This is a genomic window from Colwellia sp. MB02u-14, assembly GCF_014076915.1.
GTDB lineage: Bacteria > Pseudomonadota > Gammaproteobacteria > Enterobacterales > Alteromonadaceae > Colwellia_A.
Map to the genome: position 1 here is coordinate 84,054 of NZ_JACGUX010000047.1, position 26,179 is coordinate 110,232.

Annotated in this window: 29 protein-coding genes; 16 read left to right on the top strand and 13 right to left on the bottom strand. The window is 37.4% G+C overall.

Features of this window, described 5'->3' with window-relative positions; translation table 11 throughout:
* Positions 1-4: 4 nt before the first annotated feature.
* Positions 5-619: a LysE family translocator gene (locus tag H4J52_RS03510; RefSeq protein WP_182179074.1), complete on the bottom strand. Its 615-nt coding sequence runs from the start codon at positions 617-619 to the stop codon at positions 5-7.
* A 47-nt stretch (positions 620-666) separates the two neighbouring features.
* Positions 667-1,548 carry a DNA ligase gene (locus H4J52_RS03515; protein WP_182179076.1) on the bottom strand — a complete coding sequence of 294 codons (882 nt, stop codon included), beginning with the start codon at positions 1,546-1,548 and terminating at the stop codon, positions 667-669.
* Positions 1,549-1,669: 121 nt separating this feature from the next.
* Here H4J52_RS03515 and H4J52_RS03520 point away from each other — a divergent pair, with 121 nt between their 5' ends.
* Positions 1,670-2,194 carry a hypothetical protein gene (locus H4J52_RS03520; protein ID WP_182224232.1) on the top strand — a complete coding sequence of 175 codons (525 nt, stop codon included), beginning with the start codon at positions 1,670-1,672 and terminating at the stop codon, positions 2,192-2,194.
* Between the two features lie 18 nt (positions 2,195-2,212).
* On the opposite strand, the gene H4J52_RS03525 is transcribed toward H4J52_RS03520, so the two are convergent.
* Positions 2,213-2,920 carry a DUF3581 family protein gene (locus H4J52_RS03525; protein ID WP_182179080.1) on the bottom strand — a complete coding sequence of 236 codons (708 nt, stop codon included), beginning with the start codon at positions 2,918-2,920 and terminating at the stop codon, positions 2,213-2,215.
* Positions 2,921-3,020: 100 nt separating this feature from the next.
* Positions 3,021-3,326 (bottom strand): GIY-YIG nuclease family protein, encoded by a 306-nt coding sequence (locus H4J52_RS03530; RefSeq protein ID WP_182179082.1) that lies wholly within the window; start codon positions 3,324-3,326, stop codon positions 3,021-3,023.
* Positions 3,327-3,436: 110 nt separating this feature from the next.
* Here H4J52_RS03530 and H4J52_RS03535 point away from each other — a divergent pair, with 110 nt between their 5' ends.
* Together H4J52_RS03535 and H4J52_RS03540 are read left to right on the top strand one after the other, a co-directional pair.
* A complete protein-coding gene (locus H4J52_RS03535; RefSeq protein WP_182179084.1) occupies positions 3,437-4,273 on the top strand; it encodes a DUF2797 domain-containing protein in 837 nt (278 codons plus the stop codon).
* Positions 4,274-4,455: 182 nt separating this feature from the next.
* Positions 4,456-5,301, top strand: a complete 846-nt coding sequence (locus tag H4J52_RS03540) for an HDOD domain-containing protein (protein WP_182179085.1) — start codon at positions 4,456-4,458, stop codon at positions 5,299-5,301.
* Between the two features lie 195 nt (positions 5,302-5,496).
* Here H4J52_RS03540 and H4J52_RS03545 read toward each other — a convergent pair whose 3' ends face one another.
* Positions 5,497-5,652, bottom strand: coding sequence for a hypothetical protein (locus tag H4J52_RS03545; protein ID WP_182223836.1), 156 nt, complete (start codon positions 5,650-5,652; stop codon positions 5,497-5,499).
* A gap of 899 nt (positions 5,653-6,551) precedes the next feature.
* On the bottom strand, positions 6,552-7,376 hold the full coding sequence (locus H4J52_RS03555) for a DUF3667 domain-containing protein (protein ID WP_182224234.1): 825 nt from the start codon (positions 7,374-7,376) through the stop codon (positions 6,552-6,554).
* An 827-nt stretch (positions 7,377-8,203) separates the two neighbouring features.
* On the opposite strand from H4J52_RS03555, the gene H4J52_RS03560 reads away from it, so the two are divergent.
* The 3 genes from H4J52_RS03560 (at position 8,204) to H4J52_RS03570 (ending at position 11,026) form a co-directional block, all read left to right on the top strand.
* Positions 8,204-8,542, top strand: a complete 339-nt coding sequence (locus H4J52_RS03560) for a P-II family nitrogen regulator (RefSeq protein ID WP_070375731.1) — start codon at positions 8,204-8,206, stop codon at positions 8,540-8,542.
* Between the two features lie 10 nt (positions 8,543-8,552).
* On the top strand, positions 8,553-9,812 hold the full coding sequence (locus H4J52_RS03565; protein ID WP_182179089.1) for an ammonium transporter: 1,260 nt from the start codon (positions 8,553-8,555) through the stop codon (positions 9,810-9,812).
* A 287-nt stretch (positions 9,813-10,099) separates the two neighbouring features.
* A complete protein-coding gene (locus H4J52_RS03570) occupies positions 10,100-11,026 on the top strand; it encodes a Dyp-type peroxidase (RefSeq protein ID WP_182179091.1) in 927 nt (308 codons plus the stop codon).
* A gap of 111 nt (positions 11,027-11,137) precedes the next feature.
* On the opposite strand, the gene argR is transcribed toward H4J52_RS03570, so the two are convergent.
* Positions 11,138-11,611: a transcriptional regulator ArgR gene (argR, locus tag H4J52_RS03575; protein WP_182179093.1), complete on the bottom strand. Its 474-nt coding sequence runs from the start codon at positions 11,609-11,611 to the stop codon at positions 11,138-11,140.
* 225 nt (positions 11,612-11,836) lie between these two features.
* Between argR and mdh the strand changes: the two genes are divergently transcribed.
* Positions 11,837-12,772 carry a malate dehydrogenase gene (gene mdh, locus H4J52_RS03580; RefSeq protein ID WP_182179095.1) on the top strand — a complete coding sequence of 312 codons (936 nt, stop codon included), beginning with the start codon at positions 11,837-11,839 and terminating at the stop codon, positions 12,770-12,772.
* Between the two features lie 171 nt (positions 12,773-12,943).
* Here the strand turns inward: mdh and H4J52_RS03585 are convergent, their stop codons facing one another.
* Entirely contained in the window at positions 12,944-13,513 is a 570-nt protein-coding gene (locus H4J52_RS03585; RefSeq protein WP_310649633.1) for a paraquat-inducible protein A, read from the bottom strand.
* Positions 13,513-14,484: an octaprenyl diphosphate synthase gene (gene ispB / locus H4J52_RS03590; protein WP_182179097.1), complete on the bottom strand. Its 972-nt coding sequence runs from the start codon at positions 14,482-14,484 to the stop codon at positions 13,513-13,515. Before ispB ends, H4J52_RS03585 begins: the two co-directional genes overlap by 1 nt.
* Positions 14,485-14,711: 227 nt before the next feature.
* Between ispB and rplU the strand changes: the two genes are divergently transcribed.
* Together rplU and rpmA are read left to right on the top strand one after the other, a co-directional pair.
* Positions 14,712-15,023 carry a 50S ribosomal protein L21 gene (gene rplU / locus H4J52_RS03595; RefSeq protein WP_182179099.1) on the top strand — a complete coding sequence of 104 codons (312 nt, stop codon included), beginning with the start codon at positions 14,712-14,714 and terminating at the stop codon, positions 15,021-15,023.
* A 16-nt stretch (positions 15,024-15,039) separates the two neighbouring features.
* On the top strand, positions 15,040-15,294 hold the full coding sequence (gene rpmA / locus H4J52_RS03600; protein WP_070375738.1) for a 50S ribosomal protein L27: 255 nt from the start codon (positions 15,040-15,042) through the stop codon (positions 15,292-15,294).
* A gap of 91 nt (positions 15,295-15,385) precedes the next feature.
* Here rpmA and H4J52_RS19840 read toward each other — a convergent pair whose 3' ends face one another.
* Positions 15,386-15,508, bottom strand: coding sequence for a hypothetical protein (locus H4J52_RS19840; RefSeq protein WP_259366539.1), 123 nt, complete (start codon positions 15,506-15,508; stop codon positions 15,386-15,388).
* 113 nt (positions 15,509-15,621) lie between these two features.
* Between H4J52_RS19840 and cgtA the strand changes: the two genes are divergently transcribed.
* Positions 15,622-16,779: an Obg family GTPase CgtA gene (gene cgtA, locus H4J52_RS03605; protein ID WP_182179106.1), complete on the top strand. Its 1,158-nt coding sequence runs from the start codon at positions 15,622-15,624 to the stop codon at positions 16,777-16,779.
* 307 nt (positions 16,780-17,086) lie between these two features.
* The gene (folA, locus tag H4J52_RS03610; RefSeq protein WP_182179108.1) at positions 17,087-17,578 is read left to right on the top strand and encodes a type 3 dihydrofolate reductase; all 492 of its coding nucleotides are present in this window, start codon (positions 17,087-17,089) and stop codon (positions 17,576-17,578) included.
* A gap of 103 nt (positions 17,579-17,681) precedes the next feature.
* Here the strand turns inward: folA and djlA are convergent, their stop codons facing one another.
* The 3 genes from djlA to H4J52_RS03625 are packed head-to-tail and all read right to left on the bottom strand — an operon-like array spanning position 17,682 to position 20,199.
* Positions 17,682-18,473, bottom strand: a complete 792-nt coding sequence (djlA, locus tag H4J52_RS03615; protein ID WP_182224235.1) for a co-chaperone DjlA — start codon at positions 18,471-18,473, stop codon at positions 17,682-17,684.
* A 17-nt stretch (positions 18,474-18,490) separates the two neighbouring features.
* Positions 18,491-19,186 (bottom strand): N-acetylmuramate alpha-1-phosphate uridylyltransferase MurU, encoded by a 696-nt coding sequence (gene murU, locus H4J52_RS03620; protein WP_182179112.1) that lies wholly within the window; start codon positions 19,184-19,186, stop codon positions 18,491-18,493.
* Positions 19,183-20,199: an aminoglycoside phosphotransferase family protein gene (locus H4J52_RS03625; protein ID WP_182179114.1), complete on the bottom strand. Its 1,017-nt coding sequence runs from the start codon at positions 20,197-20,199 to the stop codon at positions 19,183-19,185. Before H4J52_RS03625 ends, murU begins: the two co-directional genes overlap by 4 nt.
* Positions 20,200-20,391: 192 nt before the next feature.
* Here H4J52_RS03625 and H4J52_RS03630 point away from each other — a divergent pair, with 192 nt between their 5' ends.
* Genes H4J52_RS03630 through apaG form a run of 5 tightly spaced genes read left to right on the top strand, consistent with a single transcriptional unit; the run spans position 20,392 to position 26,174 of the window.
* On the top strand, positions 20,392-22,650 hold the full coding sequence (locus tag H4J52_RS03630) for an LPS-assembly protein LptD (RefSeq protein ID WP_182224236.1): 2,259 nt from the start codon (positions 20,392-20,394) through the stop codon (positions 22,648-22,650).
* 20 nt (positions 22,651-22,670) lie between these two features.
* Positions 22,671-23,972: a peptidylprolyl isomerase SurA gene (gene surA / locus H4J52_RS03635; protein WP_182179124.1), complete on the top strand. Its 1,302-nt coding sequence runs from the start codon at positions 22,671-22,673 to the stop codon at positions 23,970-23,972.
* Positions 23,972-24,955: a 4-hydroxythreonine-4-phosphate dehydrogenase PdxA gene (gene pdxA / locus H4J52_RS03640; RefSeq protein WP_220460024.1), complete on the top strand. Its 984-nt coding sequence runs from the start codon at positions 23,972-23,974 to the stop codon at positions 24,953-24,955. The genes surA and pdxA overlap by 1 nt, the downstream gene beginning before the upstream one ends.
* Positions 24,952-25,764: a 16S rRNA (adenine(1518)-N(6)/adenine(1519)-N(6))-dimethyltransferase RsmA gene (gene rsmA / locus H4J52_RS03645; RefSeq protein ID WP_182179126.1), complete on the top strand. Its 813-nt coding sequence runs from the start codon at positions 24,952-24,954 to the stop codon at positions 25,762-25,764. The genes pdxA and rsmA overlap by 4 nt, the downstream gene beginning before the upstream one ends.
* On the top strand, positions 25,761-26,174 hold the full coding sequence (gene apaG, locus H4J52_RS03650; RefSeq protein WP_259367810.1) for a Co2+/Mg2+ efflux protein ApaG: 414 nt from the start codon (positions 25,761-25,763) through the stop codon (positions 26,172-26,174). The genes rsmA and apaG overlap by 4 nt, the downstream gene beginning before the upstream one ends.
* Positions 26,175-26,179 lie beyond the last annotated feature (5 nt).

A 26,179-nucleotide genomic window follows, 5' to 3' on the forward strand; every position in this document is an offset into this window, starting at 1 on the left:
GTATTTAGTTAATCACTATACGAGCAGCAAGTAGTATTAAAAAGCTGCCCGTTACTTTGTCAACAATATGGCTGTTCTCACGTAATTTATTAATGATATTACCGCGTGATAGTGTAAACGTTACTAAGCAATACCATAAAGCATCAATGCTTCCTACTGTCGCGGTCATTATCATTTTTTGCTCACTGCTCGCGTCTTCCCCTAAAAACTGACTAAATAAGGCGAGAAAGAAAATAGCGAGTTTTGGGTTTAAAAAAGCGATTAAAAAGCCATCACGCCAGCCGTTTACTTGCGCTTTTTTCACTGGGTCATTTTGAGAAAATACGGTATTAACTTTTTTGCTTAATAATGATTTTACCCCTAAATACAGTAAAAAAGCCGCGCCTGCATATTGAATAATACTGAATATCAAAGGAGATTTAACGATAATCACCGCTATACCTGTTGCCGTAATGGCTGCATAAATCGCAACACCTAAACCATGGCTAATAGCCGTGGCATAACCTTGTGATGTTCCTCCAGACAACGTATTTTTGATGACTAATGCCAAGCTTGGTCCGGGAGATAAAGCGCCCATCATACAAATGACGACAAAAGATAACCATAAGTGAAATTCCATTAATTATTATTCTCTTTTTATAGGGACCGATAGTCAGTTTATGCATTTTACTGAATGAGTGTTAGCTCACGAATGCGTAAGAAGCTCGCAAATTTTGGCACACCTCGCGCGGTTTTACCAATGTATTTGTAAGTGACCGTACTACCAATAGCGGGTGGTTTTTCGCGTTGCTTATCAGTAAAACCACTACCAATCTTAAAGGTAAGACCGGAAGGCATCTTTACTTTTAACGAGCCCATTTTATTTTTGTATTTACCCTTACCCTTAATATGCGCAATAACGATAGCTTCAGCATCATCATGTTGTTTTAGTTTCATTAAATCATGACTTCTACCAACGTTGTAGTAGGCTGCTTGATGATGCAGCATTAACCCTTCCCCGCCTATATTGACGATATTTACTAGTTGTTGATGCAATAAGGCGATTGAATTTATTTTTTCTTGTTCTATTGTCTGCCAATAAGGGCTGGTCGATGATGCGATTAAATGATTCATCTGAGTAATACGCTGACTAAAAGTACCCGCATGTTTGGGTAAGTCAAAAACCATAAAGCGTATTTTCTGCCAACAGCTCATTTTATTTTGTGGTGTAGGCTGGTGTTTTCTGACACAGCTACTGATTTTTTCAAACTCACCACGGTTGCTCCATAGTTCACCATCAAGGTATATCTTGGGCCAACCTAGGGTAAACCACTCTGGTGCATGAATGAGGTTGCCTCCACGAGTGAATAAATTTTTACCATTCCAGTAACCACGAATACCATCGAGCTTTTCGCTAACAAAGTATTCATTAATACTGATAGGATTTTTCCTGTCAGCTTTATAGGGTGTTGCGAGTTGAATTTTGGGTAAGTCTTTTGCATAGCACTGGGCCAAGAGCATGTAGCAAGCTAATAAATATAAAAACTTTACTGTAAACGCGTGCAACATTGAACGTCCTTGCTCATTTTAGATAAAACTGAGTATAGAACGTATTTGCTGACTTGCTAATGTAATGTTAATTTTGTGTACTAATATATTAAGTGTTCTAGTAGGGACTCAAGGAGGAACTGTGAAGAGTGTTTATTTTCAAATTTTGCTTGTTGGCATCATGTTAACTTTTTCTTATGAAAGTTACGCGGGGAAAAAAGAATGTCAATCTTATGCAGATAAATTACGTAATGTTCAGTCACAACAAAGGCAAGGCCAAGGCTTAAAACGCAGTAAAAACTTAAATAAGCAAGAGAAAGTGGCGCGGAAAAAATGGTGGCAGTGCGAACGAGGTCTGTTAAAAAAGGTAAAAGGTAACCATAAAAAAAAGCAAAGAAATATTGCAGTAAATATCCATCAGCCGTTATCAGCCACTTTATCAAGAGATATTAAAAAGGGCAGTAGTAAACCCTTTCAAACGTCAGCTCCCGTTGTAATAAAATCTCGTTATCAAGGTAAACAACTGCAAGCATGGCTACAATATTATCAACAGCCGAAAAAGTGTTTACGGCCTAAGACTACTCGTCAGTTTGCTTATTGCGTAGAAAACAGAAGAACACAGCAGTTAGCGTTTGAGAAAGGTGAGAGGACTATTATTGTTGAGTAACATCATTTTATTGAGATTTTATTTCAGATACTGCGCTTTTTTATCGTTGTAATGGCTAACAAGTGTATCAATAGTTGCTTGTTCATAATCTCTTAAGCCACTGAGTAGCATGTGTTTTTTACCATGACCGATAACTTCACCATTAGCCACTAAATCAAAAGGTAGTGTCGCTTTACCGCGTTTACCATCAATAAGTAAACTGGGCGTCGTTAATTGCAATTGTACGTCAACAAAATTAAGCTTATCTAAATGAATAAACATGTTCTCGTACATCACCATTGGCCGTGTCGGATTGATCATTACACTGTTTTCAAACATTAATTTTACTAAAATATGTGGAAATGTATGGCCTGAAAACTCAACGTAGGCGCGGATCAATGCATTGATCGATTGGCTATTCGTTGTACATTCACCCGAGGCTTCTATTTTCATGTACTCTTTAGCATTGTCATCGGTAACACAGGCTGATTCGACAATTTTTTCTGGAAAATCTAGCTTAAGACCATCAGTAACCATGCCCGAAAAAGTAAAGCCCATGTTTTGTGATAAACCTGATTTTTCTAATACCACTGAAAAAAGTAAGTCACCGGGTACACAAAAACGTTTTGCATCAACATCATGTAGCGGATTGAAATCGTCAGCAATTTTTTTAGCAAAGTCACTACCTTGTTGACGAGAGAAACTTATTTGACTGCCTGTTACGCTACAGTAACTTTCTAGAAACATAATACCTACATCTATTGTTTGAAAACCGCCGTATATTAGCAGTTACCCACAGATAAGTGGAAATTAATTGAAAAAACAGAAACTAAGCAGACCAGTATCGTCAAGGGACTTTTGTTAAAATATTGGGGTCAAAACTATGCACTAGGTTTTCTTTTTCTACCTTGGTAAACTTCTTTAATTGATATTCACGTTTGCAGGCTAGTTGTCGATTTTCTTGAGCTTCAGCGTAAACTAATTTTACTGGTCGACGCGCGCGCGTGTATTTAGCTCCCGTTTTATTACAGGTATTGTGTTCAAAGAGCCGACGAATAAGGTCTGTAGTAACACCTGCGTACAAACTATTGTCAGCACAACGTAAATAATAAACAAACCAGGTTGGCTTGGGAGAGATTTTTTTTTCTGGCATAAGCTTATTATGGCAATTTTTATCATTGAAATCGATAAAAAGCTGGCTGTCATTTCCAGAGTTTTATACCATGCCCTCTAAATTCCCCATGAAAACTATCGAGACAATAAATGACCCATTACGATGCTGGTGCTTTGAGTAAAATGACTGCCCAATTAGATGAAAACGGACTTGTTCATTATCAATTACCTATCGGTGAACAGTTAATCGATATGAATGCGTTAATCGGGAAAAAAATAACCTTCGATTATCAAGGTAAAATAGCGTGTCGCCATTGTTCAAGGGTAACGAAAAAAAGCTATTCACAAGGTTTTTGTTATCCGTGTATGCAAAAACTTGCACAATGTGACATGTGCATTATGAAGCCAGAAACTTGTCACCATGCACAAGGTACTTGTCGTGAGCCTGAGTGGGGCGTAAAAAATTGCATGGTAAATCATTATGTTTATTTAGCGAACACTTCGGGAATTAAAGTGGGTATTACTCGCCATACACAAATACCTACACGCTGGATTGATCAAGGCGCTACACAAGCTTTACCATTATTTAGAGTGAGTACGCGCTTACAATCGGGGCTTGTTGAAATAGCTCTCGCCAAATTTATTGCTGATAAAACAAATTGGCGAGCTATGCTAAAAGGAATGGGTAAAACCGTTGATTTAAAAGAAAAAGCGCAGGAACTATTACCAGAGATCGCCGCGGAATTAGAAGACATTAAATTACGTTTTGGCGCTGATGCTGTTGAGTTACTTGATGAGCCTGTAGTTAATTTACGTTTTCCAGTAGAGCAATATTTGGAAAAAATAGCGTCATTTAACTTTGATAAAACAGCACAAGTTTCAGGGCTACTGCAAGGAATTAAAGGGCAATATTTGATCTTTGATAAGGGTGTTATTAATATACGAAAATTTGGATCTTACCAAGTGGCACTAACGGTTGAAGAGTAATATCGATTATAATAATAAAAAGTCACTAATTACCGATTTAGTGACTATACTTTTTTTTACTCTTGACCATTCACTAATTTACTGTATTTTAAATAGAAAGTGAGTCGTTAATCGATTAAAAATAGTAACATACTCACTTAATTGGGTATGCAATTACCCTATACATTTTTAGGATCTCCTTCATGAATGCTCCAGAATACGCCGAGAAGGCAAGTGAAATATTTGTTTTATCAGATTCTTTTATTCGTATTAAAGAATTAATTGATAATGAATCGTCAACTATTGATGATATTGCTGATGTCATTTTACTAGATCCTGCTTTATCGGGCACTATTTTAAAGCTCTCTAATAGCTCATTTTTCAATTATCCCGGTCAAATCGATACTATTTCGAAAGCTGTTTTAATTATTGGCATTACTGAAGTTTATAATCTAGTTATCGCTTATTTTAGCACCAAAGCCTGTAGAAAAATCAAAACAGACCCTGAATACTTAAACGATTTTTGGGAGCGTAGTGTTGATTGTGCATTAACGGTGAAATTCTTAGGCGCTAAATTAAGTGTTCCAAATGCCGAGAGACTCTTTATTTTGGGTTTGCTACACAATTTAGGTGAGTTGGTTATGCATCAATTTATGCCTGAAAAAGTAGAGACCTGTAAACAGGTAAATTCAGACGAATTACCATGGACGAAACAGCTACAATTTTTTGGTTTTTCTTATGCTGACGTTACGGCTGAGTTATTAAAGCAATGGCAGTTACCTTACAGTTTGATTGAGCCTATACGCGATCAAGATGGTGAAGACTTTGAACACAGTACCGACGAAACCAAATTACTCTATATTGCTAAGCGTGTGATGACGCTCAACCATGAATGCAAAAGTCATGATCCGTCAGTGGTGATTACAGATGAAAAACTAGATTCACTGGCTGTTCAAAAAGAACTATTACGTGATGCGAGTGATTTCTGTGACATGGAACGTTTAAGTATTTTGGCTGTTCTTAATCCAAGTGCTTTTATGCTTTATTAATACCTCATTGTTATTGCATCCATAGTGTAATAACAATGAACAATCGTTAAATAAATTCTTTAACTAAAATTAAAAGCATTCTTTCCCTTTGCTGAACACACAACAACTTACTCTACACATTTTCTGATGGCTCCCTTTCTTTCATTGATTTAATCATTTATCTCCACAATAGATCTTTACGCCTTTTTTAATGATTTAATTTTTCATCCACCTGTTTGTGCTATGAATATAACGTTCGTTATGATCACTGCCACTTAATCTGAGAATCTCAGGCAAGTGACAGTCGTATATTTCAATAGTTTGCAGATTGTTTGAATTTGTTGACTGCCAATTAAGTTGAGAATTGTTCACACTACTGCCTTATAGTTTGAGATTTATTACATTATGAGATCGCATACATTACACAAACAAAAGTATGCTAAGAAGAATAAGCAATATCTAGTTATTTTTGTTGTGGTTATTACTACCATAGGAGCGCATTAGGGGGATAAGTTTATATAAATTTAGTATTTAAGAAGTAAATTCTTGCCAGGTTATACAGATTATATGAACCTAGCTAAAGGTTTTATACTTTATTTTGATAGCCAACTAATCCACTATTGCAGACGCTTTACTACCTCTTTACTATTTTTTTAGTAAAGAGGTAGTAATAGGTCATACAGAAGCATTGCACCTTAGAGACCATGAGTACGTGCAAAAAATGCACGTACTCAGAGTCACTATGACTTTACTTAATCTAACCGTCGCAAAACCACCATTGCTATCAGTCAATTTTGAATTATTAACGATCACTCTGTGCGCTAAGCAGACAATGGCATTAAATTATTTTACCATATATTTTCTAATGGATATTACTGAGAAGTCTCCAGAGTAAGCTGTTATATATTTAGGCAAGGCAATGAGATATTAAATTATTATTCCTGTCGCATTCATATGTACATTATTGTATATATTATCTGTCTTGTGAACATTCAATCTTCAGTAATAAAGAAGTAAACCAAGTCTGGGAAAAAAAAAAGTAAGTGTCGTCGAATACGACGAGGCTATAGAAGAAATTGAGTTGACTACAATTAAGGTGCATTGGCCAAGGCCTATAATGCATTATTATTTAGACATTATTAAACCAGTTAATGTTGACTTACCCCCTTCAGGCGATAATTTGCTATTTGATGGTCAGTAGCATCTAGCAAGATGCTTAGTCGGCTTTAGGACTTGAATTCAATCAAGTGTACCGTCACATCAGTGTGAATTTAGCTTTTAGTTTTAGCTGCATCGACTTCTTGTTTTGCTTCAGGGGGGAGCACATCTTTAATATGCCCATTTTCTGCTTCTAAATACCCAACTGAAATAGCTGAGATACTTACGATCAATATAGAGTTAACAATAAAAACTAAAAGCGTTTTAATTGTTAACTGGATAAGTCCTTTATCGTAAACAGCTTTAGCACTCAATGTAGTAAAAAGTAATGCTAATGGGGGAATTAAGTAAACTGAGGGCAATTCAACGTCAAAAAGTATTAAGAAATTAGCTAGTAATAATAACATTATCGCAAAGATGACAATGACCGAGTAAATATTGACAACAAAGAATACGTTCTTAATAAGCCTTGCTTTGAGGCTATAAATTTTAACTGAAATAATGGTTAATGGTATCGTTAAAAACGTTGTTAACTTTATAATTTGATTTATTTGCTCTTGAGTAATAGCATGACTATTTCCTTCGTTCATTCCTTTTATAAAGCCATTTAAAAAGCTCTGTTCATGTTGGCCGCCCTCAAAACCAAGAAAAATGAGAGTGGAATATAAGATGGTGAGTACTATGTACAATCGAACAGGATGGACGTAGCGTTGTTGCTTTCCATTGATCCAATCTAAGGTTAAACGCCCAGGTTTAAATAATGCTTTAAGAGTATTGAGTAACTTGGCATCAACACTGACAAAGTCATCCCATAAGGCTAATATAAAATTATTAAAAGAAGGCTGGCAATCCTTTATCTTTTGACCACACACTGAGCAATATTTATCATTTATTGGTGTATCGCAATTGCTACAGAGTTTTAAATCAACATTACTCATAAGTTAGTTATTGGGTTAAAAAAGAAAGCATTATGCACACATTTAGCTTTACGTTAAAGAGATCTTAAACCTTATTCTCTATTTTTTTCATTCCAAATATAATATTCATAGTTACTTTCATCATGGCATGTTTCGATGATTTAGAACTTATTGTTGAATTCGGTTAACATTGTTTTTTACTTTAGGTGAGAGAGCGTTTCAAATAATACAAGTAAATAGCTATACCAATGTACTCAAATGGAAAAATTACAGTTGGTTTTTGCTTCTTCGTCACTTATTTAAACCAACCTATATTTACTGCTTAGCACTGAGTTATTAATACAAAATTTAATTCGAATTCAATGTTATTTCATCAGGGCTAACGTCGGCTTTGTGGCATTAGTGAATATTGTCCCCACTCAATCCATTTAATATCCAACAATATCACTAGTGAAGTATGTACCTATGTATTCATGGATGTTTTGAGTTGAAGTACTCTTGACAAAATTTCGAATTAAATTGGAAACCACATATGATCCTACTTACAAATAAGTATCTACAGTTACTTATTTGTAGTCTCTATATACAGATTTATATAGGGTTTTAGCTTCTGCTTGCTCTTTGAACCTCAACAAAATTCTCAGGTTGCCGTGAATTCTCAACTTAAGTGGCGGTGATCATTACCTCATGCACCAATTACAGTCATTCGCAATATTTTATGCACCACAGAAGTGCTTAATAACAGTTTTTATTTTAACTTTTATTTTAACATACTGAATTTTATTGTTTTTAGTGCTTGGCATAACATTTGTATTGTTATGTACAAATCACAAATAAGGCTAAACAAAATGAAGATGGTTAACGCAATAATAAAACCTTTCAAACTGGACGATGTCAGAGAAGCTATTTCTGAAATTGGTGTCGAAGGATTAACCGTAAGTGAAGTAAAAGGCTTTGGACGACAAAAAGGTCATACCGAATTGTATCGTGGTGCAGAGTATCAAGTTGATTTTTTACCAAAAGTGAAGCTTGAAATTGCAGTGAACGACGACGTTGTTGAACGCTTAGTGAAAGCAATTACAGAATCTGCTCATACGGGTAAAATAGGCGATGGTAAAATATTTGTTTATGACTTACAGCAAGCTGTACGTATTCGTACTGGTGAGCAAGATGTTGAAGCTATTTAAGGGGTAAATCATGGAACAAAACATTTTTCAGTTACAGTATGCAATGGACACTTTCTATTTCTTAGTCTGTGGTGCCCTCGTTATGTGGATGGCAGCAGGTTTCTCTATGTTAGAGGCGGGTTTAGTTCGAGCGAAAAATACCACAGAAATTTTGACTAAGAACGTTGCGCTTTATGCAATTGCTTGCATGATGTATTTAGCGTGTGGTTATGAAATTATGTACGGTGGTGGGTTCTTCTTGTCGGGCATCGAAACGGTTGATGCTGATGCAGTATTAAAAGAATTTGCTGGTCGTGAAGATGGTTTTAATGGCGGCGCTATTTATTCAAAAGCGTCTGACTTTTTCTTTCAAGTTGTTTTTGTAGCGACGGCCATGTCGATTGTTTCAGGTGCCGTTGCTGAGCGTATGAAATTGTGGGCATTCCTTGCTTTCACCGTTGCTCTAACAGCAGTAATCTACCCACTTGAAGGTAGCTGGACTTGGGGCGGTAATGCTGTATTTGGTTTATACACTTTAGGTGACTTAGGTTTCTCTGATTTCGCAGGCTCAGGTATTGTGCATATGGCCGGCGCATCAGCAGCACTCGCTGGCGTATTATTACTCGGTGCACGTAAAGGTAAATATGGTCCTGACGGTCGTGTAAATGCTATTCCTGGAGCTAACTTGCCAATGGCCACATTAGGTACGTTTATTTTATGGATGGGCTGGTTTGGTTTTAACGGTGGTTCAGTATTAAAACTTGCAGATATTAACAGTTCACATTCTGTTGCTATGGTTTTCTTAAACACCAATGCTGCAGCCGCAGGTGGTGCAATAGCTGCATTGATTTTTGCTAAAATCTTATTTAAGAAAGCAGATTTAACCATGACATTAAATGGTGCGTTAGCGGGCTTAGTTGCGATTACGGCAGAACCTTCAACGCCTACTGCGCTACAATCTACACTCTTTGGCATGATCGCTGGTGTATTGGTGGTGCTATCGGTTATTGGATTAGATAAGTTGAAAATAGATGATCCAGTAGGTGCTATCTCAGTTCATGGTGTTGTTGGTTTCTTTGGTTTACTACTTGTTCCTCTTACAAACCCAGCCTCAACCTTTAGCGGACAATTAATCGGCGCAGCAACAATATTTGTCTGGGTATTTAGTGCAAGTTTTGTTGTCTGGTATGTGCTTAAAAAGGTCATGGGTATTCGTGTGACTGAAGAAGAAGAATATGAAGGCGTTGATAAAACAGATTGTGGTATGGAAGCTTATCCAGAGTTTACTTAATACTTATCAGTCTTTAGTTTATTAGATGAATAAAGATAAAAAAACAGCCTACGGGCTGTTTTTTATGTTCAGGATGAACGGTATGTCGTGTTGCCACGGATGGCAAAGAGCGACGATGTTCAGGATGAACGGTATGTCGTGTTGCCATGCAAGCAATGGTGCGCTCACATGAAGGTCACAGAACAACTGAGTTTGTGCTTATTTTAATAAATCAAAAGATATACTGTCAATTTTAGAAAACTGTGTAAAATTAAGAAATTAACTCACGTTTTATTTTGGAAGCTTTGATGGCAAGAGAACAATTTGGTATTTGCGCGGAACCTAGTTTGCACGGCTATTATCTATTGTTTAATGTTTTAGATGATAAAAATGCTCATGTGCGTCTAGCCCTTTCTCGATTACCTGCCTTATTTGATCATTACGCTGATCGTTTTTCAGAATCAAACCTTGCAGGTGTTATTGCTATTGGCGCTAACTACTGGGATGAACTTTATCCTCAAGCAAGACCCAAAAATCTTAAGCCTTTTTCAGCGATTGAATGTGATGACCGCGCAGCGCCTGCTGATAGTTATGATCTCTATATTGAAATAAGAAGCGATCGTGCTGATGTCAATCACATTGTCAGTACAAAAGTGTGCGCTTTATTAGCAAATAGTGTTGAACTTGTTGAGCAGGTACGCGCCTTTAGGTTTCTCGATGGTCGTGATTTAACTGGCTTTGTCGATGGCACTGAGAACCCACAAGGCTCACACCGCCGTATAGTGGCGTTGGTTGCTAATGAAGATGATGCTGAATTTGCCGCGGGCAGTTATTTACATATTCAACGCTATCGCCATAATTTAAATCTATGGAACAGTTTAAAAGTTAAAGACCAAGAAGATATTTTTGGGCGTACAAAATTAGAAAATGAAGAGTATACGAGTGAAAACAAACCACCCACATCGCATACTAAACGTGTAAACCTAAAAGATGCAGACGGTAATGCTATTGAGATAGTACGCCAAAGCATGCCATACGGTGATATGAAGTTGCAGGGCTTATTTTTCGTTGCATATTGCCGATCGCCAGAACCTTTTGAGATGATGCTTAAAGCAATGATCAAAACAGATGCACATGGTCATTTTGACCATTTACTGAAATATACCCAGGCAGAAACAGGGGCGTCTTTCTTTGCCCCAAGTTTGAATTTTTTAGCTAAACTAGCTCAGTCATGAAAAAATACAGTTGATGGCGTGTCATTCTGAAATTATCTTCATTGATAGGTTATGCAGAAATTTTAGAATGACAATAACATATACGTTTGCTTCAACTCTTTTGGTGCTTGCTTAATTTAAGTTTCTAGAAAAGAGTAACTCTAACTTAGCAATGGTTTCTTCTATTTGGCCAACATGGGTTGGGGCTATAAAAATAGTATCATCTCCGGCAATCGTTCCTAGTACTCCGTCACTCTTACTTAAGCTGTCGAGTAATCGGGCAATGAGCTGTGCCGCTCCTGGGCTTGTTCTAACAATGATCATCACTTCATTGTATTCAATATCTATAACTAACTGGCGTAAAGGGCTTTTTGCTGTTGGAACGCCTAATTCAGCGGGTAAACAATACACCATTTCTTGGCGAGCATTACGGGTGCGAACAGCACCATATTTACTGAGCATACGCGAAACTTTTGATTGGCTAATATTATCAAAGCCTTGTTTTTTCAAAGCCTCAACGATATCGCCCTGAGAGCCAAACTGCTCTTGCTTTAATAAATCTTTAAAAGCTTGTGTTAATGCTTCTTGTTTTTGTGAAACTGTCATAATTTAACGGTACTCTTTATTATTTTTCTACTACACTTTTTTTAATCTTAAATTCTTAATGATGAGGAAGTAAGACCTAAGTATTATTTCATTAAAAGTATTATACGGTATCCTAATGCCATATATCGTTTAATATTAATTGTTTTTTAGTGGCCGATGCTATATCTTTTGGGCACGAAAATTTACGTATTTACTCAAATATTCTTTAACTACCGGAGACATCAAATGAAAGTTGCTGTTTTAGGCGCTGCTGGCGGAATCGGCCAAGCGTTATCATTATTATTAAAAACTCAATTACCAGCTGGTTCTGAGCTATCTTTATATGACGTTGCACCCGTTGTTCCAGGTGTTGCTGTCGATTTATCACACATCCCTACAGCGGTTAAAGTTGAAGGTTTTGGTGCTGACGCATTAGGCGATGCATTAACAGGTGCTGATATTGTCTTAATTCCGGCTGGCATGCCTCGTAAACCAGGTATGGATCGTGCTGATTTATTCGCAGTAAACGCGGGCATTATTAAAACGTTAGCAGAAGGCATTGTTGCTAACTGTCCTAAAGCGTTGGTTGGTATCATTACTAACCCAGTAAACGGCACGGTTCCTATTGTTGCTGAAGTATTCAAAAAAGCAGGTACTTATGACGCTGCTCGTGTATTTGGTATTACTACACTAGACGTTATTCGCAGTGAAGCTTTTGTTGCTGAATTAAAAGGCTTAAACGTAGCTGAAGTTAAAGTGCCCGTTATCGGTGGCCATTCAGGTACAACAATTTTACCGCTTCTTTCACAAGTTGAAGGTGTTACTTTCACTGATGAAGAAGTTGCTGCTTTAACGCCACGCATTCAAAATGCAGGTACGGAAGTTGTTAATGCTAAAGCGGGTGGCGGTAGCGCTACTTTATCAATGGGCGCAGCAGCCGCTCGTTTTTGTATGTCTTTGGTTAAAGGCTTACAAGGCAAAGACGTGGTTGATTACGCTTACGTTGAAGGCGCAGGCGAAGATGCACAATTTTTCGCACAACCAGTACGTTTAGGTGTAAATGGCGTGAGCGAAATTTTATCTTACGGCAAACTAAGTGCTTTTGAAGAAAAAGCGAAAGTAGATATGTTAGACACATTAAAAGCTGACATTACTGAAGGCATTAACTTCATCAAAGGTTAATTTTGATGCACGTTAGCATTGATATTAATAGGTAAATTTATATTTATTGTTTGATATTCTCTGCAAAAAAAACCGCTACTCTGGAAAGAATAGCGGTTTTTTTATGCGTTAAAATAATGAATGAAAATAGCGTGATAAAGAATTAGTTTGTCAGAGTGAATAGATAATCGTTTAGCTTGGTTGCTTTTTCAAACCACTTTGGCTTAACTGCGTTCCTATCAATGAAAGTAAGCAATAAGCGGTAAAGAAATAAAACCCATGCCCTACAGAAGATAACGTTTCACTGCTGATCATTAAGTTAAGTTTAAAACCCATGATGCTGAGTGTTTGTTGGTTTGCCGTTTCTGCATGATTAGTGGATAACACCGCTAGAAATATTGCGACTACAAAAACATCTGCCATCGACCACTTACCAATAGTTCCTACAAAATTGATGATCTTTCTTTCTATCTGCGTATTTCTTTTAAAATAAGACCAAGTCACTAAGCACGCTTTGAGTAGCGGAATACAAATAGAGAAAATAAAAATTAACGCCGCCACCAATAAACGATCGTGTTGCCATAATTCTTGAATAGTTGTTAATAGTGAAAGTTCTTTGTTTATCAGTTCAGAGGTAAGTGCGGGTCCACTAATACTCGCGCTAACATCCATCTGTAAAAAGAACATCGGCAGAAATATGCCTGGAATAAATAACAATATAGCGATGACGTTAAAAAGAAAGCCAAAATGAGTTTTCATCATTACACCGTTCTATTCGCAGCAATATGAGCAAGACTAATTAACGCTTGCTTGTGTTCTGATTCAGGTAATATGTGTAAGGCACTAATGGCTTTGTCAGCTTCTAACTCTGCCTTCTTTTGTGTGTACACTAAAGAGCCTGTTTGCTCCATTGCGGCGAGTATCTCGTCTAAGTGCTCCATACCATTACAATGTTCTATAGCATCTCTTATTAGCTGCTTCTGCTGTGTATTACCGTGTTGCATTGCATAAAGTAATGGCAAAGTAGGTTTACCTTCAGCTAAATCGTCACCAATATTTTTACCCATCGCTTTTGCATCAGCGGTGTAATCCATAATGTCGTCGACTAATTGAAAAGCAGTCCCTAAATATTTTCCATATTCCTGCATGGCTTTTTCAGTTGTTTCATCTTGCCCTGCAATAACGGCAGCTAAACGCGTGGCGGCTTCAAATAGCTTGGCCGTTTTACAGTAAATAACTTCAAAATAACTTTCTTCTGTTGTGTCTGGGTCGTTACAATTCATTAACTGCAGCACTTCACCCTCTGCAACAATATTGGTGGCATCAGATAATATATCCATTATTCTCATGTTGCCCAATTGGGTCATCATCTGAAAAGAACGGGTGTAAAGAAAGTCACCAACAAGTACGCTCGCACTATTACCAAACAAGGCATTTGCGGTTTCACGACCACGGCGCATATTCGACTCATCTACAACATCATCATGTAATAATGTTGCGGTATGAATAAATTCAATAATGGCGGCGATAGAAATATGTTCTTCACCTTGATAACCAAATGCACGTGCAGATAGCACCGTTAGCATTGGCCGCATTCTTTTGCCACCCGCATTAACAATATAAACACCGAGTTGATTAATTAACGCAACATCAGAGTTTATTTGCGAATAAATTATATCATTTACCGCAGTCATATCTTTTTGAGCGAGGGCTTGTATATTTTTGATATCCATAGAAAGCTACAGCTACCTTTGTTGTTGTATTGAGGACATTTTATGAAGCATGAGTTTACACGAAATTATTGAGCAATAAAGGGCTGTAGCGGATTAGTTTAACGATAAGCAAATTAATTGGAAATAGATGCGAATTAGACTTGCCTGAATAAAAATCTTCGCGTAGAATTCGCGCCCTATATTTTAATATTTAGCGTCTAAATAAAATGACGCTGTACGGAGTAGGTATGTACGCTGTATTCCAAAGTGGCGGTAAACAACATCGCGTAACTGAAGGACAAACAGTTCGCCTTGAAAAGCTTGAGCTTGAAATTGGTGCAACAGTAGAATTCGATAACGTTTTAATGATCGCTAACGGCGAAGAAGTTAATGTAGGCGCGCCTTACATTGCCGGTGGTAAAGTAGTAGCTGAGATTGTAAATCAAGGCCGTGCTGATAAAGTTAAGATTGTTAAATTTAAACGTCGTAAGCATTCACGTAAAGAAGCGGGCCATCGTCAATGGTTCACTGAAGTGAAAATTACTGGCATTAACGGCTAATTAGGAGCGATTCAAGATGGCACATAAGAAAGCTGCAGGTAGTACACGAAATGGTCGCGATTCAGAAGCTAAACGCCTTGGTGTTAAGCGTTTTGGTGGCGAAGCTGTATTAGCTGGAAACATTATTGTTCGTCAACGTGGTACTAAATTCCACGCTGGAACAAACATGGGTATTGGTAAAGACCACACATTATTTGCTTTAACAGATGGTAAAGTACAATTTGATGTTAAAGGTCCTAAAAACCGTAAGTTTGTAAGTATTGTTGCTTAGTAACGCTACTCAATCTTAATAAAGACCCTGCTTTAAGCAGGGTTTTTTTTTGATACTTAATTAGATAAGTATCTTATATCAATTGCACTAATTAACTGTTCATTTTTAAATGACTTAAATAGACAATAACGTCGTTGCTTTGCATCGCAATGGCCAGCTCTTGTTCAATCAAGCACCTTGTTCTTGAAAATTTATTCTCATTGAATTTTGTCATTTTAATTAATCCAAATGGTATTCATTTTGTATAAAAAATAACTTTGTTTTCGTAAGTGCGAAAAATAACTTATAATAAGGCAATAGTTTAATCTTGGAGTGTTTCAAAGCACCATGAAATTCGTTGATGAAGTTGAAATTAGAGTTGAGGCCGGTGACGGCGGCAACGGTTGTGTAAGTTTTCGAAAAGAAAAGTACATTGAATACGGCGGACCTAATGGTGGTGACGGCGGTGACGGCGGTGACGTTTATTTAATGGCGGATGAAAGCCTGAATACCTTAATTGATTATCGCTTTGAGCGTTTTCATCGTGCTAAGCGCGGTCAAAACGGTCAAAGTCGTGATTGTACGGGTAAAGGTTCAGACGATTTAATCTTGAAAGTACCTGTTGGAACACGTGCTGCTGATGTTGACACCGGTGAACAATTAGGTGATTTGACCCATCATGAGCAAAAAATGCTTGTTGCTAAAGGCGGCTGGCACGGTTTGGGGAATACGCGTTTCAAAAGTAGTACTAACCGCGCCCCTCGTCAAAAAACTGATGGTACGCCAGGCGAAATTCGTAGCTTGAAGCTTGAACTTCTACTCTTAGCTGATGTGGGCTTATTAGGTTTACCTAATGCGGGTAAATCTACTTTGATACGCAGTGTATCAGCGGCTCGACCAAAAGTAGCAGATTACCCATTTACTACATTAGTGCCTAACTTAGGTGTCGTTCGTTTAGACACCCAGCGTAGCTTTGTTATTGCTGATATTCCGGGGTTGATTGAAGGTGCAGCAGAAGGCGCAGGCCTAGGCACACAGTTTCTTAAGCATTTAGAACGTTGTCGAATTTTATTACACATTATTGATGTGATGCCTGCTGATGGTTCTGATCCACTTGAAAACGCTAAAACTATTATCAGTGAATTAGAACGACATTCATCTAAGCTTTTTGCTAAGCCACGCTGGTTAGTCTTTAACAAGCTTGATTTAATGTTAGAAGATGAAGCGAAAGAGTTAACGGATAGTATTATCGCTGGTTTAGGTTGGCAGGGTGAAGTACGTAGTATTTCTGCAATCAATAGATCTGGCACCGGTGACTTAACACAAGGTGTGATGACCTTTATTGAAGGTCTACCTCCAGAAGTCGAAGAGACGCCTGAAGATAAAACGGTTGAATTTAAGTGGGATACTTACCACGAAGATGCTGTTGCAGAGGCTGGAGACATGCTTGATGATGAAGACTGGGATGAAGACGAATACGACGTAGAAGTTGAATATCGTAAATAGATTATTAACCTAGCATTTCAGTTTTTAAGAGAGCTCAAGTATCACTTACTTGAGCTTTTTTTATATGGCAATTTTTATATCCCAAATTAATGGTCATGACTGTTCTTAGGCATTGATGCTTGCTGCTCGTCATTTATCAGGCAGATGTAAATCCCCTTAATAGATTGAAGCAACCTAACCCTAGCGTCGGTGGTAAAGTGTCACAATAACGTTTAAAGTGCCATCCAATTACTTAACTCATTAACAATAATAGTTTGTTATTTTATTAATAAAATAGTGAATTATTAAAATTATAGCGAAAATTTTAATGACAATACTTTCTCTGATCGTCGCACATGCCAATAAGCGTATTATTGGCAAAGATAATGACATGCCTTGGCATTTGCCTGCTGATTTAGCTTACTTCAAAAAAACGACACTTGGTAAGCCTATTATAATGGGACGCAAAACCTATGAATCTATTGGCCGACCATTACCCGGTAGACAAAACATTGTTATCTCACGCGATGTAAACTACCAAGCTGTCGGCGTAGACTGTGCGACTTCTGTTGAGCAAGCGCTTATTTTGGCAGGAGATGTTGAAGAAGTTATGGTGATTGGTGGTGGGGCCATTTATAGACATTGTTTACCCTTTGCTCACCGTCTTTACGTTACCCATATTAAAGCCAACATCGAAGGGGACACCGAGTTTCCTGAATATGATACTGATAATGATTGGCAATTAACACAAAGTACTAAATGTAGTGCCGACGAAAAGAATCATTTTGATCTCGATTTTTGTATCTATCAGCGAAAGTAGCCTTTTAAAAGCAAAAAAACGCATAGGCAAATATGCGTTTTTTCATTTAGCTTCTAGTAAACTACAGCGGCTATTCTCTGCCAATAATCACAAGCATTAACGGTTATTTATTTTTTGTAATTAACTCATATGCACCTTGAATATCTTGCGCTTTTTGTTTGGCTATTTCCATCATTTCAGGAGGAAGCCCTTTAGCAACCATTTTATCTGGATGATGCTGTGACATTAATTTTCGGTAAGCTTTCTTAATATCTTTTTCTGGGGTGTCTGATGTAACGCCTAATACTTTATAGGCATTGTCTAATTGAGACTGCGAGCTTTTACCTGATTGCCCCTGGTGAAACTGTGCGCCAGCTATGATCATTTCTAATAGTTGGTCGAGTTCTTTACTTGAAAATCCTAAATGTTGCGCAATGGTATGCAAAGCTTGACGTTCGTCACTGTCTAATGTGCCGTCAGCGAAAGCTACTTGAATTTGAATCTCTAAAAAAAGTAACAATAAATCATGACGATTCCCACAAACCTGTTTAAATTTAGCTAAACGATCGTTCAGTGGAAAACCAGCCATTTTCCCTTCTCGAAAGGCATCTTGCGCTTGTTGTCTCAATTCTCCTTGCAGTGATAACTTGTCCATATAGGCGTTGGCAAATTCAATTTCATGTTTAGACACTAAGCCATTAGCTTTTGCCATATAACCCATGACTGAAAAAGAGGTATAAAAAAAGGTGGTTTGACGTTCGCTTTCGGACCCTTTTGAACCAGATAAATGACCGAAATTCAGTGCTCTACCTTTATCAAAGTTATGGCCAATAAACATACCTATTAATGCACCCAGTAGGTTTTTACTCAGCATAAAGCCAAATATAAAGCCTAAAAGTTTTCCCCATATTCTCATTATCAATATTACCTGTATTATTTATTTAGATTAGCTAAACGCTCTGGTGTGCCAACATCGGTCCATGCACAAGTTAATATGCTGGCTGAAACTTTACCTTGCTCAACGGCTCTTTTAAGCATTGGCCCCAATTTTGACACTTGTCGAGTATTTTCACGTTTAAAAAAATCAGGATGAAAAAGACTGATACCACTAAAGGTATAAGTCTGCAATGTCGTTAGCTCCAACGCTGACTGATTTTGAATGTTTTTTAGTTGATGGTGATCAAAGATAAAATCACCCTTTTTATTATGCTCTGGATTGTTAACTAAGCAGATATGAGCTAAACAGTCGTTAGCCAATATCGGCATGTCAGCAAAGTTAAAATCAGTAAATACATCACCATTAATGAGCATAAAAGGTTTATTGCCTTGATTTTTAGTTAATAAAGGTAATGCCTGAATGATGCCGCCGGCAGTTTCAAGCGCACCATCATTTTCAGGGCTGTAGCTTATATTAACACCGAATTGTTTACCATCCCCCAAATAGGTAGAAATCATCTCTCCTAACCAAGCGCAGTTAATCACAATATCGGTAATACCGCTCTGGGCAAGTTTATTAATGTGGTGTTCAATTAAGGGAATGCCAGCTACTTTAAGCAAGGGTTTTGGGCAATAATCGGTTAATGGCCGCATACGCTCACCCCGACCAGCGGCTAAAATCATCGCTTTCATGTTAACGCTTTCTCCTTAATTTTGTTCATTGCTGGCAGCACTTTATTTAATAAAAACTGATGTAAAAAGGCTAATTCAGGGTATTGCTGGCTTATCTCTACGATGTAGTTAAGTGTAAGAGGGATATCAGCTAAATAACTGCTTTTGTTATCACGGTGATGTAAGCGTGCAAATATGCCACTGGCCTTAATATGACGTTGTAACCCGGTTAAATCAAACCAGCGCTGCCATTGTTCGCGACTAATGTCAGTTAATGCATACTGTTTAGTTATCATTTCAATATAGTTGGTTAATAACAGTGCAACAGACTTGTTAGGCCATTTTAGGTAACAGTCACGTAACAGTGAAACGATGTCGTAAGTAATAGGGCCAATAACCGCGTCTTGAAAGTCAATAATGCCTAATGCATTATTTTTTAACACCATAATATTTCGACTATGGTAATCACGGTGAATAAGAGCTTGTGGCTGACTTAGTATGTTTTCTGTAAGAATAGCAAAACAGTGCGCTAACTCTTTTTCTTCATTATTAGTTAATGCTAATGATAAGTGCTCTGCTAATAACCATTGTGAAAAAATATTGAGCTCAAGTTCAACAAATTCTTGGTTATAATGTGGTAATTCTTTGGTGTTGTGAGGTAACGCTGATTGAATCTTTGGTAAAATATCAATGGCTTTTTGATAGAACATTGCCATATTTTCAGTCGTTAAAACATCAGCTAAAAGTGTTTCGCCAAAATCAGTTAAACAAAAAAAACCGAGCGACAGGTCAACCGCAATAATTTCGGGCACTAAAACACTTTTGTTACTAAGGCTTTTTTGCATAAACGAAAAAGCAGCGTTGTTAGATTTTTCTGCGGGTGCATCAACAGCGATAAATGAACGACCACGAACAATAAAACGGTAATAACAGCGAAAGCCAGCATCGCCAGACAAGGGGGTTAAGTGAATGTTTTCGTTTGAAAATTGTTGATTTAACCATTGGTGTAGCGCTTGAACTCTAGAGCTTGGCAAGTTTTGTATTCCTCATGTAAATTATTCTCATGGTGTCCATTAATGGCAGCAAAAATATGTAATGTCCATTAGGAGTACCAATATACCGAATTAGCACACTAAAGAAAATTGCTATATTATCTAAGTGTTTGAGTATAAAATGTTGCTCGATTTTCTTTTTATTGCTTTAATCATTCACCCATCGGACTTTTAATGTCATTTCCGCGTTATTTAATTTTAATAATTGCTTGTTTATCAATAGCTAAATATAGCTTTGCTGAACAAGTTACACATATTCTCGATGATATGGCTCAATGCCCTATACCTATTTACCCGCAGTTAACTGAGCCTCAATCTATTGAAAATAGTAAAGCAATTACTATTTTGGCTGAAAAAACGGGTATTAATAAAAATAAAGTGGCCAAATTTACGGGTAATGTCATGCTGTTAAATAATCAGCAGACAGTTCTAGCCAATGAGGTTGAGCTAAACCGAGAAAACTCAACAATTAATGCGACAGGCGATATTCATTTTCAAAATAAAGGTATTGATATTTTTGCGGATCAATTGAATATTAGTGAAACTCTAAGCGCAACGACCTTACACAATACTCAATACCAGCTTACTGGAGCAGCAGGTCACGGAGGTGCTGGAGTTATTGCCGTTTCTAAAGAAGGTACGCTGTCATTAATTGATTCTTCTTTTACGACTTGTTATGGCGCTTCACCTGATTGGCAAATGAATGCTAGTGAAATTAATATTTCTAAAAATGAAAATTATTTAGAAGCCTATCATGCAAGATTTTCAGTGTTTAATGTGCCGGTCTTATACCTTCCTTATTTTACCATTCCTATTGGTGATGAAAGACAGTCTGGCTTTTTATATCCTGAAATTGGTAGCTCAGGTAAATCAGGTTTCACCACGTCAATTCCCTATTACTGGAATATAGCGCCTAATATCGATGCAACCATTACTCCTAAGTATATGTTAAAACGGGGTAATCAGTTGATTACCGAATTTCGTTACTTGTACGATGAGCAACAAGGACAATTTGATCTCGAGTACTTAGATCAAGACAATAAACAAGAACAAAGTAGCGATGCACGTTATTTAGTGCGTATGCAGCATGTAGGTACTTTTTCAGAAAGGTTTCGTGCTTATATTGATTACACGGCAATTAGTGATGATAACTACTTAGCTGACATTGGTAGTAAGCATTATAATGACAATGATGCTTACTTGTACCAAACGGGTGAGTTAGCTTATTTCGCTGATAGTTGGCAAGCAAAAGTCAAATTACAAGATTTTGAGGTGTTAGGGGATAATCAAACAAATTATAAAGCGCTTGCTCAACTTGAACTAAACAGCCATCAAGAAATTGATTTATTAGATGGGCTGTTTGATGTCTATTCAGAAATGACAAATTTTGATACCGCAGATGAAACGCTACCGACAGCAAAGCGTTACCATGTAGAAGCGGGCTTTACTTTCCCGATGGTTACACCCGAATGGTTTTTAAATTCAGAATTTAAATTATTACAAACGCATTATGAACAAGACAATATTCCTGTAGACAGTAAGCTTGAAGAAAGTGTCAGCAGAACCTTACCCAAAGTGCGCTTTCATGGTGGGGTTAACTTTGACCGACAAACACGCTTTTGGGGGAGGGGTTTTACACAGACTTTAGAGCCTCAGTTACAATATTTATACATCCCAGAAAAAGACCAAAGTAACATAGGAGTTTACGATACGACACCGTTACAAGATGATTATAATGGGTTGTTTAGAGATAAACGCTTTAGTGGTTTAGATAGAATAGCGCAAGCTAATCAATATTCCTGGGGGGTGACCAGTCGTTTATTAGATAGTACAAACCAAGAGCAATTTCGTTTGAGCTTAGGACGAATTGTTTATCTAAATGACAGTAATTTTACGTTAGATGAAAATCAAGGTATTGTCGCTGATACCTCTGCGCTAGCAGCAGAAGTATACGCACGTATAAATAGAAAGTGGCAGTTCAGCAGTGACATTCAATATAATACCGAAGATGATGTCACCAATAAGAGCCAAACCAGCATTGATTATCTTTTTGGTAAAAATCAAACAATACAATTGAACCATCGATATACTCGTGATGTCTCAGGTATGACATTAGAACAATTGTCTTTAGCGGGGAACGTCAGAATAAATAAAAACTGGCAAGTTATTACGAGAATAACTCAAGATTTACAGCAAAATCGCAGCATAGAAACTTATGCAGGTTTACAGTACCAAAGTTGCTGTTGGTCACTTAGCTTTGCTTATCATCGCTATATCACTGCGAACTTTGATGAGACGTCCGGTAATAATGAAAATCGCGATGAATTCAACAATGGTTTTATGATAAGATTTAGCATGAGAACAAAAGACATTACAGATATGTTCAACTCAAGTATATTTGGCTACAAACGCCCTTACTTTCTCAATAATTAAATATAAGAAATAGACGATACATGAAAAAATCATTGAAATTTTTACTTTTAACAAGCGCTTTGGCGATAACTTCTTTTTTTCCAGTACAAGCCGAACAGGTTGAACTTGATCGGGTATCAGCTATTGTAAATGGTGGCGTTGTCTTAGAGTCTGAAATCAAAGACTTAATCGCAACCATAAAAAAGCAAGCAGAAAAGAAAAAACAAGAATTACCTTCGGATAAAGCGTTAAGAACCCAGGTTACTGAAAAATTGATTAACGATAGTTTAATTACTCAACTTGGCGAACGTATGGGTGTGCAAGTCAGTGATGCTCAGCTTGATGAAACCTTAACGAATATTGCTAAAGAAGAAAAATTCACGTTAGAAGAGTTCCGTCAAAATATTGTTAAAGATGGCACAGATTACGACAAATATCGTGAAGATGTTAGAACGGAGCTTATTTCTGGCGAAGTTCGCCGTAACAGTGTGCAGCGCCGTATTTATATTTCACCACAAGATGTGGCTAACTTACTTTCTTCAATGAAAGAGCAAACAACTGCTGACGTTGAATACCGCTTAGGTCACATACTTATTGAATTTCCAACTGAACCTACACAAGCGGATATGAACGCTGCAAAAGTGCGTGCTGAGAAAGTGATTGAATTACTTAACAACGGCAGTGATTTTGCTAAAATTGCTATTGCTTCTTCTGGTGGTTCAAATGCTTTAGAAGGGGGTGACTTAGGCTGGAAAAACATCAATGAATTACCCACGCTATTCTCATCTATTGTTGATGGCGAAAGTAAAGAAGCAATTTTAGGACCTATCCGTACAGGCTTAGGTTTTAGTATCGTAAAAATTATAGATATTCGTGGTAGACAGATTGTTGAAGTAGAAGAAGTAAAATCACGACATATATTGATAGAACCATCCGTTATCTTAAGCGAGGCCAAGGCAGAAGCGCTGTTACAAGGCTATATGGATCAAATTAATGCTGGAGAAGCCGATTTTGCTGACCTCGCTAAAGCGCATTCTGATGGACCTACCTCAGTGAGAGGTGGTGACTTAGGTTGGGCAGACCCTGATGCTTATGACCCCGCTTTTAAGAATGCGTTAGCTCGTTTGAAAGTTGATGAAATACATAAGCCTTTTAGATCTTCATTTGGCTGGCATTTAGCACAGCTAACAGGCCGTAGAACGCTTGATGCAACAGAACAGATGAACGAAAATAAAGCAAGAAGAATTCTTTTTAATCGAAAGTTTAGTCTAGAAAGTGCGCGCTGGCTTAAAGAGCTTCGCGACGAAGCATATATAGAGATTTTCAATAGAGATAAAAAATAATGATAAAACGCATAGCCATTACTCCAGGTGAACCTGCGGGAATTGGCCCTGATTTAACTATCGCTATAGCACAACAAGATTGGTCAGTTGAGCTTGTGGTTGTTGCTTGTAAAAAATTAATGCAAGAGCGAGCAGCCACTTTAGGTTTACCACTAACACTTATTGATTATGATAGTGCGGTAGCTGCAAAACCACAAAAAGCAGGTACTTTAACAATACTCTCGGTTGATATGGCTGAACCTTGTGTTCCAGGTGAGCTTAATGCTGAAAATGGCAGTTATGTTATTGAAACATTAAGAATTGCTAGTGAAAAAAACATTTCGGGAGAAATCGATGCCATCGTTACAGGCCCGGTACATAAAGGATTAATCAATAAAGCTGGCATTGCTTTTAGTGGCCATACTGAATATTTCGCCAGCCAAGCCAATTGTGCGGATGTCGTGATGATGTTGGCAACTGAAGGTTTAAGAGTGGCTCTTGTCACAACGCATATTCCTTTAGCTTATGTGTCTAAAGCGATAACAGCAGAACGTTTACAAAAAGTAACGCGTATTTTAAATACGGACCTTATTAACAAATTTGGTATTAAAGAGCCTAAAATCTATGTCTGTGGCATAAACCCTCATGCCGGTGAAGATGGGCATTTAGGCCGAGAAGAAATCGATGTAATGATCCCCGCCTTAAATACCTTAAGGGATGAAGGTCTCAAGCTTATAGGGCCATTGCCTGCAGATACTATATTTCAAGAAAAGTACCTAAAAGACGCCGATGCTATTTTAACTATGTATCATGATCAAGGACTGCCTGTATTGAAATATAAAGGCTTTGGTTCATCGGTTAACATTACCTTAGGCTTACCCTTTATTAGAACTTCAGTAGACCACGGTACAGCACTTGAATTAGCCGGTACAAATTTAGCTGATTCAGGAAGTATTATTGAAGCTATCAACACCGCCATTAAATTAGCAAATAATCAATCATGAATAATAAAACTCATTTAGGCCATCAGGCCAAAAAACGCTTCGGACAAAATTTTTTACATGACGAAGGTGTTATCAGCAAAATTGTTGACGCTATCGATCCAGAACCGGGTGAAAACCTTATTGAAATTGGTCCAGGGTTAGGGGCATTAACCGAGCCTGTCATTGAACGAGCAGGTGCTATTTCAGTGGTTGAACTTGATAGAGATCTTGCTCATCGTTTACGCCATCATCCTTTTATTGCTTCAAAATTGACCATTTATGAAGCTGATGCATTGAAATTTGACTTTAGTGAGATAGCGACCAAAGAAAAACCTTTAAGGATTTTTGGCAATTTACCTTACAATATTTCAACACCATTAATTTTCCACCTACTTACTTTTAAAGATAGTGTGAAAGATATGCATTTCATGCTACAAAAAGAAGTTGTTCAACGCATGGCGGCGAGTGAAAATTGCAAAGCTTATGGACGACTTTCAATTATGACTCAATATCAGTGCCAGGTTATTCCTGTTATGCAAATAGGGCCTGAAGCGTTTAAACCTGCGCCAAAAGTTGACTCTGCTATTGTAAGATTAATACCGCATCGCGAAATTAAAAATCCTGTAAAAGACATTCGCTCGCTCAATCAAGTTTGTCTAGCGGCATTTAATCAACGTAGAAAAACCATACGTAATAGTTTTAAAAAGTTATTTACTGTTGAGCAATTAGCCGATTTAGGTATTGATGCTAGGCTTCGTGCTGAAAACCTACCCATTAGTGACTACATCAAGCTTGCCAACTTTTTAACAGATAATCCGGTCGAGTTATGAATGTAAAGTCACCGCTGGAAACAGTCGAGTCAATTGGAATGAAAGATAATATTTCAGTAAGCGTTAAAACTGAATACATTACTTCGCAATTGATTGAGAACGAAAAAAATTATATTTTTAGTTATACCATTAGTATTACTAATAACAGTAACAAGCCCATTAAATTATTGTCTCGTTATTGGTTAATTACTGATGGCGACAATAAAACCTCGACAGTTGTCGGTGAGGGAGTTATTGGTAAGCAACCGACAATAGCACCAGAAAAAACCTACAGCTACACCAGTGGTTGCGTTTTAAAAACGCCTGTTGGCACCATGCAGGGGCATTATCAAATGCTCAGTGATGATAAAAACTTGCAACAAGTTGAGATACCTGTTTTTGGCTTAGCTCAACCTCTCATTTTAAATTAAGAGCG

Bases quoted from the DNA above. Each gene is read 5' to 3' on its own strand.
- H4J52_RS03560 (WP_070375731.1), top strand. From the start codon at position 8,204: ATGAAGATGGTTAACGCAATAATAAAACCTTTCAAACTGGACGATGTC.
- H4J52_RS19840 (WP_259366539.1), bottom strand. From the start codon at position 15,508: ATGACAAAATTCAATGAGAATAAATTTTCAAGAACAAGGTGCTTGATT.
- H4J52_RS03565 (WP_182179089.1), top strand. From the start codon at position 8,553: ATGGAACAAAACATTTTTCAGTTACAGTATGCAATGGACACTTTCTAT.
- H4J52_RS03540 (WP_182179085.1), top strand. From the start codon at position 4,456: ATGAATGCTCCAGAATACGCCGAGAAGGCAAGTGAAATATTTGTTTTA.
- folA (WP_182179108.1), top strand. From the start codon at position 17,087: ATGACAATACTTTCTCTGATCGTCGCACATGCCAATAAGCGTATTATT.
- H4J52_RS03535 (WP_182179084.1), top strand. From the start codon at position 3,437: ATGACCCATTACGATGCTGGTGCTTTGAGTAAAATGACTGCCCAATTA.
- H4J52_RS03585 (WP_310649633.1), bottom strand. From the start codon at position 13,513: ATGATGAAAACTCATTTTGGCTTTCTTTTTAACGTCATCGCTATATTG.
- H4J52_RS03555 (WP_182224234.1), bottom strand. From the start codon at position 7,376: ATGAGTAATGTTGATTTAAAACTCTGTAGCAATTGCGATACACCAATA.
- H4J52_RS03630 (WP_182224236.1), top strand. From the start codon at position 20,392: ATGTCATTTCCGCGTTATTTAATTTTAATAATTGCTTGTTTATCAATA.
- H4J52_RS03515 (WP_182179076.1), bottom strand. From the start codon at position 1,548: ATGTTGCACGCGTTTACAGTAAAGTTTTTATATTTATTAGCTTGCTAC.
- argR (WP_182179093.1), bottom strand. From the start codon at position 11,611: ATGACAGTTTCACAAAAACAAGAAGCATTAACACAAGCTTTTAAAGAT.
- djlA (WP_182224235.1), bottom strand. From the start codon at position 18,473: ATGAGAATATGGGGAAAACTTTTAGGCTTTATATTTGGCTTTATGCTG.
- surA (WP_182179124.1), top strand. From the start codon at position 22,671: ATGAAAAAATCATTGAAATTTTTACTTTTAACAAGCGCTTTGGCGATA.
- rsmA (WP_182179126.1), top strand. From the start codon at position 24,952: ATGAATAATAAAACTCATTTAGGCCATCAGGCCAAAAAACGCTTCGGA.
- H4J52_RS03510 (WP_182179074.1), bottom strand. From the start codon at position 619: ATGGAATTTCACTTATGGTTATCTTTTGTCGTCATTTGTATGATGGGC.
- rpmA (WP_070375738.1), top strand. From the start codon at position 15,040: ATGGCACATAAGAAAGCTGCAGGTAGTACACGAAATGGTCGCGATTCA.
- rplU (WP_182179099.1), top strand. From the start codon at position 14,712: ATGTACGCTGTATTCCAAAGTGGCGGTAAACAACATCGCGTAACTGAA.
- mdh (WP_182179095.1), top strand. From the start codon at position 11,837: ATGAAAGTTGCTGTTTTAGGCGCTGCTGGCGGAATCGGCCAAGCGTTA.
- H4J52_RS03530 (WP_182179082.1), bottom strand. From the start codon at position 3,326: ATGCCAGAAAAAAAAATCTCTCCCAAGCCAACCTGGTTTGTTTATTAT.
- ispB (WP_182179097.1), bottom strand. From the start codon at position 14,484: ATGGATATCAAAAATATACAAGCCCTCGCTCAAAAAGATATGACTGCG.
- apaG (WP_259367810.1), top strand. From the start codon at position 25,761: ATGAATGTAAAGTCACCGCTGGAAACAGTCGAGTCAATTGGAATGAAA.
- H4J52_RS03570 (WP_182179091.1), top strand. From the start codon at position 10,100: ATGGCAAGAGAACAATTTGGTATTTGCGCGGAACCTAGTTTGCACGGC.
- pdxA (WP_220460024.1), top strand. From the start codon at position 23,972: ATGATAAAACGCATAGCCATTACTCCAGGTGAACCTGCGGGAATTGGC.
- murU (WP_182179112.1), bottom strand. From the start codon at position 19,186: ATGAAAGCGATGATTTTAGCCGCTGGTCGGGGTGAGCGTATGCGGCCA.
- cgtA (WP_182179106.1), top strand. From the start codon at position 15,622: ATGAAATTCGTTGATGAAGTTGAAATTAGAGTTGAGGCCGGTGACGGC.
- H4J52_RS03525 (WP_182179080.1), bottom strand. From the start codon at position 2,920: ATGTTTCTAGAAAGTTACTGTAGCGTAACAGGCAGTCAAATAAGTTTC.